Source organism: Bacillus sp. AF23 (assembly GCF_020861455.1).
In the GTDB taxonomy this organism is placed as follows: domain Bacteria; phylum Bacillota; class Bacilli; order Bacillales; family Bacillaceae; genus Bacillus; species Bacillus halotolerans.
Genome location: NZ_JAJHVY010000030.1, coordinates 13132 through 25394, shown reverse-complemented (window position 1 = coordinate 25394; position 12263 = coordinate 13132). Strand labels below are relative to the sequence as shown.

The 12263-nt window shown below is 43.7% G+C and carries 10 protein-coding genes and 1 tRNA gene; 9 read left to right on the top strand and 2 right to left on the bottom strand.

Going from position 1 to position 12263, the window contains the following annotated elements:
* The first annotated feature begins 19 nt into the window (after positions 1-19).
* The 5 genes from LNN34_RS15935 to rhaA are packed head-to-tail and all read left to right on the top strand — an operon-like array spanning position 20 to position 6006.
* Positions 20-2089 (top strand): bifunctional aldolase/short-chain dehydrogenase, encoded by a 2070-nt coding sequence (locus tag LNN34_RS15935; protein ID WP_229043805.1) that lies wholly within the window; start codon positions 20-22, stop codon positions 2087-2089.
* A gap of 57 nt (positions 2090-2146) precedes the next feature.
* A complete protein-coding gene (locus LNN34_RS15930) occupies positions 2147-2932 on the top strand; it encodes a DeoR/GlpR family DNA-binding transcription regulator (RefSeq protein ID WP_217828035.1) in 786 nt (261 codons plus the stop codon).
* Positions 2929-4386, top strand: a complete 1458-nt coding sequence (rhaB, locus tag LNN34_RS15925; RefSeq protein WP_229043802.1) for a rhamnulokinase — start codon at positions 2929-2931, stop codon at positions 4384-4386. Before LNN34_RS15930 ends, rhaB begins: the two co-directional genes overlap by 4 nt.
* A 15-nt stretch (positions 4387-4401) precedes the next feature.
* Positions 4402-4716, top strand: a complete 315-nt coding sequence (gene rhaM / locus LNN34_RS15920; RefSeq protein ID WP_059292671.1) for an L-rhamnose mutarotase — start codon at positions 4402-4404, stop codon at positions 4714-4716.
* Positions 4717-4731: 15 nt separating this feature from the next.
* Complete coding sequence (gene rhaA / locus LNN34_RS15915) at positions 4732-6006, top strand: L-rhamnose isomerase (RefSeq protein WP_059334720.1); 1275 nt, start codon at positions 4732-4734, stop codon at positions 6004-6006.
* A gap of 40 nt (positions 6007-6046) precedes the next feature.
* On the opposite strand, the gene LNN34_RS15910 is transcribed toward rhaA, so the two are convergent.
* Entirely contained in the window at positions 6047-7033 is a 987-nt protein-coding gene (locus LNN34_RS15910) for a Gfo/Idh/MocA family protein (protein ID WP_229043800.1), read from the bottom strand.
* Between the two features lie 180 nt (positions 7034-7213).
* Here LNN34_RS15910 and LNN34_RS15905 point away from each other — a divergent pair, with 180 nt between their 5' ends.
* The 3 genes from LNN34_RS15905 (at position 7214) to LNN34_RS15895 (ending at position 9482) form a co-directional block, all read left to right on the top strand.
* The gene (locus tag LNN34_RS15905) at positions 7214-8380 is read left to right on the top strand and encodes an AI-2E family transporter (RefSeq protein ID WP_024122625.1); all 1167 of its coding nucleotides are present in this window, start codon (positions 7214-7216) and stop codon (positions 8378-8380) included.
* Between the two features lie 91 nt (positions 8381-8471).
* Positions 8472-9302, top strand: coding sequence for an undecaprenyl-diphosphate phosphatase (locus LNN34_RS15900; RefSeq protein ID WP_010331630.1), 831 nt, complete (start codon positions 8472-8474; stop codon positions 9300-9302).
* Positions 9303-9409: 107 nt separating this feature from the next.
* Positions 9410-9482 (top strand) — tRNA-Ala (locus tag LNN34_RS15895).
* A gap of 203 nt (positions 9483-9685) precedes the next feature.
* Here LNN34_RS15895 and LNN34_RS15890 read toward each other — a convergent pair.
* A complete protein-coding gene (locus LNN34_RS15890) occupies positions 9686-10171 on the bottom strand; it encodes a cysteine dioxygenase (RefSeq protein ID WP_229043922.1) in 486 nt (161 codons plus the stop codon).
* 529 nt (positions 10172-10700) lie between these two features.
* On the opposite strand from LNN34_RS15890, the gene LNN34_RS15885 reads away from it, so the two are divergent.
* A complete protein-coding gene (locus LNN34_RS15885) occupies positions 10701-12263 on the top strand; it encodes an MFS transporter (protein ID WP_229043798.1) in 1563 nt (520 codons plus the stop codon).

Genomic DNA, 12263 nt, shown 5'->3' with positions numbered 1-12263 from the left:
AGGGACGGGGGAAGATGAAATGGTGAAACATGTATGGGAATCAGAACATGCCGCCCAGCTGCCTAAGGGTGTTGAAGAGTTGGTGTATCGGTCCAATTTAATCGGTGCAGACCGCACTGTATGCAACTGGGGCGGCGGCAATACGTCGATGAAAACAACGGAGAAGGATTTCAGAGGCCGCGAAACAGAAGTGATGTGGGTAAAAGGAAGCGGCTCAGACTTGGCAACAATGAAAGCGCATAACTTTACCGGTCTGAGATTAGATGACATCCGTCCGCTGATTGAAAGAGACCAGATGTCAGATGAAGAAATGGTAGATTACTTGTCTCATTGTATGATAGACAGCAAACATCCCCGCCCTTCCATTGAAACACTCTTACACGCATTTTTGCCATACAATCATGTTGACCATACCCATCCGGATGCGATTATCAGTATTTGCTGCGCAGATCATGGAAAACAAATTGCCGAAGATATTTACGGCAGCCGGTTTGTGTGGGTGCCATACGTTCGCCCGGGATTTACTCTGTCTAAAATGATCGCAGACGGCGTGGCAAACAATCCAAATGCCGAGCTTGTCTTAATGGAAAAACACGGCTTAGTCACTTGGGGAGATACGTCAGAGAAGTGTTATGAGAAAACGATCTCCATTATTCAAGAAGCTGAGCAGTACATTCATGAACGCCTCAACCAAAAACAGCGATTCGGCGGCAGGCGATACGAGTCACTGACAGCAGATAAGCGGAAACAAATTCTGGCGGGTATCATGCCTGTTATCCGAGGAGCTGTAAGTGATGAAAAGAAAATGATCCTCTCCTATGACGATCATGAAGAGGTATTAGAATTTGTAAACAGCGTGCAAGCGCCGGAGCTTTCTCAAATTGGCGCTGCGTGTCCGGATCACCTCGTTCATACAAAGCGTGTCCCGCTGTACATTGAATGGAATCCGGAAACGCAAGATGTACAGGAGCTGGAGGATCTTTTGAAGTCAGGGATCGAGCGCTTCAAAGCAGAGTATCAAGCTTACTTTGCACGCAATCAGCAGGAAGGGGATCAAATCTTTGAATCAGCGCCGCGTGTCATATTGATTCCTGGCATTGGAATGGTCAATACGGGAAAAAGCCTTGCCATGTCAAAAGTTAGCGGTGCTTTATACCAGAGAGCTATTGCTGTAATGAAAGGATCTGCCTCACTCGGACGATTTGTTTCATTAAACGAAAATGAATCCTATCATGTTGAATACTGGCCGCTGGAATTATATAAACTCACGCTGGCCCCGCCGGAAGCAGAATTTTCTCGAAAAGTAGCATTGATAACAGGTGGCGCCGGCGGAATCGGAAGTGCAGCCTGCCGGCACTTTGCAGCAGAAGGCGGACACGTGATCGCGGCTGACCTGAATGTAGAAGGCGCACAAAAAATTGCCGAGGAAATAAACGAAACGTACGGAGAAGGACGCGCAATGGCTGTCAAAATGGATGTGACAAATGAAGATGAGGTACAGTCTGCCTTTGAACAAGCAGCGCTTACCTACGGCGGCATTGACATTGTCGTTAATAATGCCGGGCTGGCAACATCAAGCCCTTTTGACGAAACAAGCCTAAAAGAATGGGATCTCAATATCAATGTATTGGGAACCGGCTATTTTCTCGTGGCCCGCGAAGCGTTTAAGCAAATGAAACAGCAAAACATAGGCGGAAGCATGGTGTTTGTGGGATCGAAAAACGCTGTCTATGCGGGAAAAAACGCTTCAGCCTACAGTTCGGTAAAAGCACTTGAAACCCATTTGGCTCGATGTATTGCGGCAGAAGGAGGAGAATACGGCATTCGTGTAAACTCAGTTTTGCCTGACGCGGTTCTCCAAGGCTCAGCGATTTGGGGGTCAAGCTGGCGGGAGGAACGGGCTGCGTCATATGGAATAGAGCCGGATCAGCTAGAGGAACATTATCGGAAACGCACAACGCTTTTGGTTAATATTTACCCGCAGGATATTGCCGAATCAATCGCGTTTTTGGCTTCGTCTAAAGCTGAAAAGACGACAGGGTGTATGATTACAGTAGACGGCGGCGTCCCGGCAGCTTTTACGCGTTAGAAGTATGCTATGATATGGGAAAAGCAAGGCGGATATTAATGAGGAAGGACGTTACCGATGTTAGTAGCAGAACGGCAGAAAAAAATAGTCGAACTAGTGAATAAGCGTTTAAGCATCCGCGTATCCGAATTGAGTGACATATTTTCTGTCACAGAAGAAACGATTCGGCGGGACCTTGAGAAGCTTGAGAAAGAGCATAAGCTGAGCCGCAGCCACGGAGGTGCGGTCAGCATTCAGCAGCAGGAGTCGGAAATTCATTTTTCTGAACGTGAAATTACAAATGTAATAGAGAAAAAAGCCATTGCTCATGAAGCGGCCAAATATGTAAAAAGCGGTGACCGAATCATTCTCGATGCAAGCACCACTGCATGGTACATGGCGAAAATACTCCCTGATATTGAGCTCACCGTCATTACAAATTCAATGAAGGCAGCCATTGAACTGAGCAAAAAACAAAAAATATCAGTTATTTCAACCGGCGGTATCTTGCTGACAAAATCATTATCATTTGCGGGACCGTTAGCTGAACGTTCACTAGAAACCTATCATGTAAATAAAACCTTTCTGTCCTGCCAAGGGTTTGATATGGAACATGGAATGAGCGACTCAAATGAGTGGCAGGCACTGCTTAAAATACGGATGATTGAAAGATCTGATCAGACCATTTTGATGGCCGATTCAAGCAAATGGGGGAACCGCGAGTTTTCACATATCGCCTCTTTGCAGGATGTCAGTTGCATCATTACCGATTCCAGACTTGATCCAGTATCAGTAAAAGCCCTTGAAGAAAAGAATGTGAGAGTAACAGCCGTCCCCCTTCCTAAAGAAAGGGTGAAAGGATGATATATGCTGCTGTTGATATAGGGGCATCAAGCGGGAGAGTCATCATAGGCGAACTCCAGAAAGGAAAGCTTGCAGTACAAGAGATTCACCGATTCGCAAACGGCTTCATGCAAAGAGACGGACATGGCTATTGGGATATTGATCATTTGCTAGAGCAAATCCTGCAAGGGCTGCAAAAGGTGAAAGCCCTTGGCTATGACTGCTGCACCGTCGGCATTGATACATGGGCCGTTGATTACGTCTTGCTGGATGAGAAAGGCAGCCGCTTACGAGAAGTCATATCATACCGGGATAAAAGAACAGAGAACACAATGGAGAAGCTTGCGCAAACGATATCAAAAGAAACAATCTATCAAAAAACAGGCATTCAGTTTCTGCCATTTAACACAATCTATCAATTATATGAAGAAGACCGAGAGCTGCTGAGACAAACAGAGCAGATTTTAATGGTGCCGGATTATTTAGGCTATTGCTTAACCGGCAAAGCAGCAGCGGAAATCACAAATGCGTCTACGACCCAGCTCTTAAACGCCTTAACAGGAAAGTTTGATCCCGAATTGCTCGAGGCCGTGTCTGTTAAGGAACAGCAATTTCCGCCGCTGACTGAACCGGGACAGGAACTCGGCATGCTAAGAAATGATTGGTTTCCAGGCTATGATTTGCCGGCTTGCAGGGTGATTACCGTCGCAACGCATGATACTGCTTCAGCTGTCCTCGCCGCACCAGGCATAAACAATGATTGGGCGTATATCAGCAGCGGAACATGGTCGCTAATCGGAATTGAGAACGAAACGCCGATTATAAATAAACTCGCGTTGAAAAACAATTATACAAATGAACGCGGCGCAAACAACACCATTCGTTTCCTGAAAAACATCATTGGCATGTGGATGATACAAGAAGTCCGGAAACAATTACGAAAAGATTATGAATTCCATCAACTGGCAGAAGAAGCTGGAAAAACAAAACCGTTTCAGCAGTTTATCAACTTAAATGATGATCGTTTTCTGAATCCGAACGACATGATAAAGGAAATACAACATTATTGCAGAGAAACCTTCCAACAGATTCCTCACACCGCAGGCGAACTTGCCTGCTGTATCTACAGCAATTTAGCCATCATCTATGCGATAGCCATCTCAGAACTAGAAACCATTACAGGGAAAAACATTCAACAGCTTCATATTATTGGAGGAGGCGCCCAAAACGACTTCTTAAATCAATTAACCGCTGATATGAGCGGAAAAACGGTATACGCCGGACCTGCTGAGGCGACAGCCATCGGAAATCTGCTGATGCAAATGATTACTGCCAAAGAAATAAAGGACGTAAACCAGGCCCGCAAGACCGTCAGAAACTCCTTTCCTATTAAAGTGTTTATGCCTAAAGATCCTGACAGAAGCGCCATCATTCAGTCCTATCATCAAACTGTTTTAAAAGCGTTATCTAAATAAAAAGAGGTGATCAGCTTGAAAAGAAAAGCGAGTATCATGTTCGTCCATAAAGATAAATTCAAGGAATATAAACAGAGGCATGATGACATTTGGCCAGAAATGGCGGAAGCGCTTAAAGCCCATGGGGCGCATCACTATTCTATTTTTTTAGACGAAGAGACAGGCCGGTTATTTGCTTATTTAGAGATAGAGGATGAGGAAAAGTGGAAGAAGATGGCGGACACAGAGGTGTGCCGCAGATGGTGGAAATCAATGGCGCCATTAATGAAAACAAACGCTGATGACAGTCCCGTTTCAATCGATCTGAAGGAAGTCTTTTATTTCGAATAAAAGGGAGAGAGCCGTATGACGATAAAAGCGAATTATGACAGCGCAAAACAAGAATATGAAAAATGGGGAATTGATGTTGAAGCTGTGTTCCGGCAATTACAGCAAGTTCCGATCTCAATCCACTGCTGGCAGGGTGATGACATTGAAGGGTTTGAAGTGAATAAGGGCGAGCTTTCCGGCGGCATTGACGTCACAGGCAATTATCCCGGAAAAGCGCAAACCCCGGAAGAATTAAGAAGAGATCTGGAGAAAGCTCTGTCTCTCATCCCGGGAAAGCATCGGGTCAACCTGCACGCTATATATGCAGAAACAAACGGAGAAGTTGTTGAACGTGATCAGCTGAAGCCGCATCACTTTGAAAATTGGGTGAAGTGGGCGAAGGGTCTTGGTATCGGATTAGATTTCAATCCGACACTGTTTTCACATGAGAAAGCGGATGACGGGCTTACACTCGCACACCCTGATCCATCCATCCGGGAGTTTTGGATTCATCACTGCATCGCGTGCCGCCGCATCGGAGCGTATTTCGGCAAAGAATTAGGCACGCCTTGCTTGACGAATATTTGGATTCCGGACGGCTATAAGGATATTCCGAGTGACAGGCTGACGCCGCGTAAAAGATTAAAAGAATCATTGGATCGGATATTCCGCGAGGAAATCAGTGAAGATTACAATGTTGATTCGGTCGAGAGCAAGCTGTTCGGACTTGGATCAGAATCATATGTCGTCGGGTCTCATGAGTTTTATTTAGCCTATGCTTTAACGAACCATAAGTTATGCTTGCTCGATACGGGACATTTCCACCCGACAGAAACGGTATCAAACAAGATCTCGGCGATGCTGCTTTACACAGACAAACTTGCCTTGCACGTATCCCGGCCCGTTCGCTGGGACAGTGACCATGTCGTGATGTTAGACGATGAATTGAGAGAAATCGCCCTTGAGATCGTCCGTAATCAGGCATTAGAGAAAGTCGCCATCGGTCTGGATTTTTTCGATGCCAGCATTAACCGTGTCGCCGCTTGGACTATCGGAACGAGAAATATGATGAAAGCTTTAATGTACGCTTTGCTTCTTCCGAATGACCATTTAAAACAATTGCAGGATGAGGGGCGCTTTACAGAAAGGCTGGCGCTGATGGAGGAATTTAAAACCTATCCTTTCGGTGCCATCTGGGATTATTACTGTGAGCAAATGGGAGTGCCGATAAAAGAGGCTTGGCTTGATGATATCAAAGCATATGAACAAAACGTGCTTTTCAAAAGACAGGCATCCTCACCGATCGTTTAAAAAAATCCGCACGCGTGCAACATGCCGCGGGCGGATTTTTTTAGGCTTGATCAGCAGGGTACACAATACCCATCTGTTTTCTTGCTTCCTCCATGATTTTAGCAGTGATCAAGGAGCGTTCATATGTATTTTCTTCAGATTCCTGTTTCTTCTCTTTCACGAGTGAAACAAATTCAGCCGCTTCGTAATACATTGCCGGTTTAGGATCAGAGAGCGAAATGTTTTCCAGGCGGCCGTCACGATAGCGGATTTCCACTCGTTCAGGACGATGAATCGTATCCATTACAATTGTCCCGTCTTCTCCTTGGATTTCAGCAGGCGCGTAGGAAGTTGAGATTTTAGAATGCATCAGTACGGCCTCAAACCCGTCATATGAGAGAATGACGGTACCTTCTCCATCAACGCCGGAAGATAAAGTGTATCCGTTCGCTTTCACGGCTTTCGGCTCTCCAAACAGCACAACGGCAGGGTAAATACAATAGATGCCGATATCCATCAATGAGCCGTTAGACAGCTCTGGCTGAAACGCGTTCAAAACAGTTCCGTTTCTAAACGCATCATACCTTGAAGAGTACTGACAGTAGCTTGCAATAAATCTGCGGATTGTGCCGATTTTGTGGAAGTGTTTTTTCAGCTCTTTAAAATTAGGCAGGAAGGTGGTCTTCATTGCTTCCATGAGGACAACACCATTCGCTCTGGCGGCTGAAATCATTTCTTCTGTTTCTCTGGTATTTGAAGCAAGCGGTTTCTCGCATAACACATGTTTGCCATGTTTCATAAAGAGGATCGCCTGCTCCTTGTGAAGAGCATTCGGGCTGGCGAGATATACAGCATCAAAGCCATCGCTTGCGGCCATTTCCTGAAGGTCGGAGAAGGTATTTGCAGCCCCATGCCGAGCGGCAAACTCAGCGGCGCGTTCAGGTGTTCTTGAATAAACGGCTGTGAGCCGGAAATCTTCAATTTCTGAAGCTGCTTCTAGAAAGCGGTCTGTAATCCAATTGGTTCCTACTATTGCAAATCGTATCACGCATATCGCTCCTTTTGTATGATATAGCTAAATTATAGCTTAAAAAGAAGAAAAGCACATGATAGATCAAATCACATTTTTTAGTTAAGGAAGTTTTTCCAGCAATTAGCGGTTTTTATTTTTCATTATAGGTACGATAGTGTACAATTTACTTAAACTATGTATGACGGAGGAACGATAGTGGAGACGTTGCAAACATGGAGCGGCAGATTCAAGCGATTCTTCTTGGACAACAAGTTTGTTTTATTTTTGCTTGTTCTGCTGCTGATTGGTTTAAATATTCTCGTATTTACAAAAACATCATTTATTTTCACCCCGATCATTGTTCTGCTCAAAACGATATCGCTTCCGATTATTTTAACAGGCATTGTTTTTTATCTGTTAAACCCTGTCGTTGATTTCCTTGAGAGAAGAAGAATCAGAAGAATCTATTCTATTTTGCTGTTATATCTGTTGATTATCGGGCTGATCACGATCACAATCGTGTCGATTATCCCCTTTTTAAAAGAGCAAATTATGAGTTTGATTGACAACATCCCGAGATATGTGGATGTTGTTGAGAATCAGACAAAAGAACTGATCGGCAGTAACTTTGTCAATCAGGCGCAGCAAACGATGAACATTAATATATCTGATCTCGCGACAAAGGTGTCAGATCAGGCAGCGACGATTGTAAACAGCACCTTTACCGGCGTTGGGAATTTTATCGGCGCCTTAACTGAGATTATCATTTCGATCGTGACAGTTCCATTTATTCTTTTCTATCTGTTAAAGGACGGAAAGAAATTGCCGATCTACATACTGAAGTTTGTGCCGACACAATTAAAAGAGCAAACATACACAGTTTTAAGCGAAATGAATCATCGGCTAAGTTCTTATATCAGAGGACAGATCATTGTCAGCTTCTGCATTGGATTTTTGCTGTTTATCGGCTATTTGATCATCGGACTGGATTACGCTTCGCTACTTGCCGTTATTGCGGCTTGTACAAGCATCGTGCCGTATTTAGGTCCGACAATCGCCATTACGCCTGCGATCATTATCGCTATTGTGACATCGCCTCTGATGCTGCTCAAGCTTGTGATCGTCTGGACAATTGTTCAGCTTATTGAAGGGAAACTGATCTCCCCGCAAATTATGGGGAAAAACCTTCATATCCACCCAATCACCATTATTTTTCTGCTGTTAACTGCCGGCAAGCTGTTTGGTGTTATCGGAATTATTCTTGCGATTCCGGGCTATGCAGTTGCCAAAGTCATTACGACACATTTATTTGACTGGTTTAAAATGCAGTCGCATCTATACGATGAAGAAAAAAATGAAAATGCAAAGAGTCATAAAGCATAAATTTCATTTATAGTTATATAAGACGGGCTTTCCATTTATGGAAGGCTCCCGTTATGTAAAAAATAAATGTCTAATGGGGAGAATTAAAATCATGACTCTATGGGAATTGTTTGTAGCTGCTATTTTAGGAATCGTAGAAGGATTAACAGAGTACGCACCGGTTTCTTCGACAGGACATATGATTATAGTAGACGATATCTGGCTTAAATCAGGCAGTCTCATGTCTGAAGAAGCAGCCAACTCATTTAAAGTTGTCATTCAGCTTGGCTCTATTTTAGCGGTTGCGATCGTGTTTAAAGACAGGATTTTGAACTTGCTTGGCTTGAAAAAAAATATCACGAGTGACCAAGAGCATGGTCACAAATTAAGCATTGCCCAAATCGCAGTAGGGCTTGTGCCTGCCGCGGTTCTCGGCTTTTTGTTTGAGGATTATATTGATGAATATTTATTTTCAGTCCGCACCGTGGCCATTGGCTTAATTGCAGGGGCAGTTTTAATGCTTGCAGCCGATTGGATTAATAAACGGAAAGAAACGACAGACACCCTAGACCGTATTTCATATAAGCAGGCAATCGGCGTCGGTTTATTCCAATGTCTTGCCCTTTGGCCGGGTTTCTCACGGTCCGGTTCAACGATTTCAGGGGGCGTTATTCTCGGGTTGAATCACCGTGCGGCAGCCGATTTCACATTCATTATGGCAATGCCGATTATGATGGGGGCCAGCACCTTAAGCCTAGTGAAACACTGGGACAGCTTAAGCTCGGATTTAATGCCGTTTTTTATCGTCGGCTTTATCTGTGCCTTTGTTGTTGCGCTGTTTGTGGTCCGTTTCTTCCTAAGACTGATTAACAAAATCAAACTTGTTCCGTTTGCAATCTACCGAATCATTCTCGGCGTGATTTTACTTTTGTTTATGATGTAAATCGAAAAATAAGGCTCCGGAAAGGGCCTTATTTTTTTCTGTCAATTAGAAAGGAACAGCTTGTTTTTTTAAAAAAAATCATCTATAATAAACATGACGTTACATACGGGGCCATAGCTCAGCTGGGAGAGCGCTACGCTGGCAGCGTAGAGGTCAGGGGTTCGAGCCCCCTTGGCTCCATACCTGTAAAACCTTATTCTATAAGGGTTTTTTTGTTTTTTATAGAAAGGGTTCATTGTTGAACCCTTCTGTTGATCCGAAATCTTATGTCCCCAGGAGCATTTCATAAACTAATGATAAAGTCAGATATTCCTTCGTTAGGCTCCTGCGTTTGAAAAATGATATATAACAAACTAATCAAGTAAAGTAGTTCAGGCTGTAAATCATGAATTTTCCAATACACCGCTTTGTTCTTCAAAGACCGTCATGTCTTCCAAAGGGGGTGAGTAAACATGAAGAGACACCATTCGTTCGCAAGTCGGATTGGACATTTTGTGAATTAAACCTTTGGTTGAAATAAGACATTCTCCTTTGTGAACAAAATATGAATTGGAGAGTTCTGCATGATCGCCGGCTGAGCGATAAATAGAATTGAGAAGTTTTCCTTCTAACACCATTGCACAACCAATGGATTGACCATGATCGTGGACTGCTGTCTCCTTGTTTGGAGGAATGTGAATCACGATCATTTCTAATTCATTGTTTCTATAGACGGCATTTCGGCCGTAAGCGTACTGGTCTGGTTCCTTTATATATGGTTGACTCAATTCTGACGCGTTTGGAATTTGTTTTAAAGAAGCTGCCAAATCTTTAACCGATGGATTTTTCAAGCCGCTAAAAATTTCTTCGATACACTCATACAGTTCAATTCGTTTTTACCTCCCGGATCATTTAAAGTTTCCTGACATTGGTATTTCGCAGATTAGTTCATGATATTTACCCATAGACAATTTAGAGGCGGCAAACGCCTAGTGAACACAAAAAAATGTGCGGTCAACATGTTGTTCTTATCACCAATATTAAATTGAATTTTGATAAAAACAGTGAATTGAAAGGTGCCGTCATTACCCAAGACGAAGACCGAAAGGATTACTTTTAAAACGGCCTGCTTTAAATCGCTTGAGGGAGCAGGCAGGGACTCATAAGTCACGATATCGGGCAAAAGCCGTTCAGGTTTTTGATTTGTGCTTGAAATTTGCGCCATTGACAAAACACAATCGGTTTGGAATAATGTTTGAATATATGCTCATTTTTTCACATAATATCATAAAATAATATCATTTCCCATGATGGGGAGAGAATCCGAATGAAAGCTAATGGCATGCAAAATCTATTAGCTTCTTTTGTTTTTAAAAAATGATGTGTTTCGTATGTATTCATATAGGAAGGAATGACAACATGAAGACAAAACACTATTGGGTGATTTCTTTGCTCGCTGTTTTAGCAGTCGGGCCGGGATTGATGTCTAACACGGCATTGTCGTCAGTTCAAGGCCTTGTTCAGAAGACGGTTGGAACAAGTGACTTCACATCAGTAAATCCAATATTGATCGGCAATATGGCCTTCGCTTTATTCGTTCCAGCAGGACCGCTGCTAAGGAAAAAGTTCGGTGCCCGTCCGATCTATCTGGCTTCATTACCCGTTTTTATACTTGGCTCACTGCTCTTCGCATTTTCAAGCGATATTGCCTGGATGGCGGCAGGACGTTTTTTACAGGGAGCGGCTACAGGTGTCATGCTGATGATTATGATTCCGATGCTAGTCCTGTCATTTCCGATTGACCGGCGGAATTACGCACTACTGGTGCTTATCGGCGGGTTCTATGGCTCTGTTATTATCGGTTCGATTTTAGGAACGATCGCGTTGAGCTACGGCCACTGGAGATGGCTGTTTTTTACCTTTGGCACACTGTCTTTGATCGGCATCGCAGTGAGTTATTTCTTTCTCTATGATGAGCATCATGGGGGATCAGAAAAGGAACAGTCATCACTCGACAGAGCAGGGATCATTTTATCTGTATGCGTGGCCGCAGCCTCAGCGTTTACATTCATTTTTCTGCAAAAATGGGGCTTTTCATCAGGTTATGTACGCGCTGGTTTTGGGGTTGCTTTATGTTTGCTCCTCATTCTGTTATTTGTAGAATATAAGGTGAAAAACCCTTTCATCTCTATTAAACAGATGCTGCTGCCTAAACCTGTGCTCGGTTTATTTATCATAGCGGCAGGAACGATTACGGTAGCTGTCAGCCTGGCAGCTTTTCAAGGCTTGCTTCGTCAAATGTATGATATATCCCGAGATCATCTCATTCTTTTAAACATGACTCTATTGATTGGAGTGGCCATCGCAGCTATTGCGAGTGCCCTGTTATATGATAAAGTCGGACCAGGGGTGCTGGGGATTATAGGTTCTCTCATTCTCGTTTTTGTGAATTGTCAATGGCTTCATATGCAGTATCAATCGTCTCCCTATGTGTTTGCGGCGCTGTTCATCATGCTGGCAGCAGGAACCGGCCTGACGGTCGCAGCAGGACTAATGGGAGCCGCTATGGGCGGCCCGCTTCCTGATCTGGTCAAAAGAATGACAGCTGTTCAGTTTTTAAGATTGTTTGTCTATATGGGTGTGCCTATCCTGATCGGCTATTTCACGAAAAAGGATGCTGCCAGACAAAACGGATCGATGCAGGATTCTATGATGATTGTCTATCATGATCTTTTTTTGATTTCTTTTATCCTGAGCGTGCTGCTCGTTTGTTTATCGTTTTGTATGAACGCCACCGGAATGGGGCACAAGCTTTCTCATAAGCCTCATGAGAAAGGAAAACCCGCTCCGGAAAAACCGGCTGTTACCGCACATGGACTGACAAAGGCTGCCGTAAAATCTCATAAAGTCATACATGATCAAGAATATCGTGATGCGCTCAGACATTTTAAACAGCACAGTTTTACAAAAATAGATACATGA

Bases quoted from the DNA above. Each gene is read 5' to 3' on its own strand.
- LNN34_RS15935 (WP_229043805.1), top strand. From the start codon at position 20: ATGGTGAAACATGTATGGGAATCAGAACATGCCGCCCAGCTGCCTAAG.
- LNN34_RS15930 (WP_217828035.1), top strand. From the start codon at position 2,147: ATGTTAGTAGCAGAACGGCAGAAAAAAATAGTCGAACTAGTGAATAAG.
- rhaB (WP_229043802.1), top strand. From the start codon at position 2,929: ATGATATATGCTGCTGTTGATATAGGGGCATCAAGCGGGAGAGTCATC.
- rhaA (WP_059334720.1), top strand. From the start codon at position 4,732: ATGACGATAAAAGCGAATTATGACAGCGCAAAACAAGAATATGAAAAA.
- LNN34_RS15900 (WP_010331630.1), top strand. From the start codon at position 8,472: ATGACTCTATGGGAATTGTTTGTAGCTGCTATTTTAGGAATCGTAGAA.
- LNN34_RS15885 (WP_229043798.1), top strand. From the start codon at position 10,701: ATGAAGACAAAACACTATTGGGTGATTTCTTTGCTCGCTGTTTTAGCA.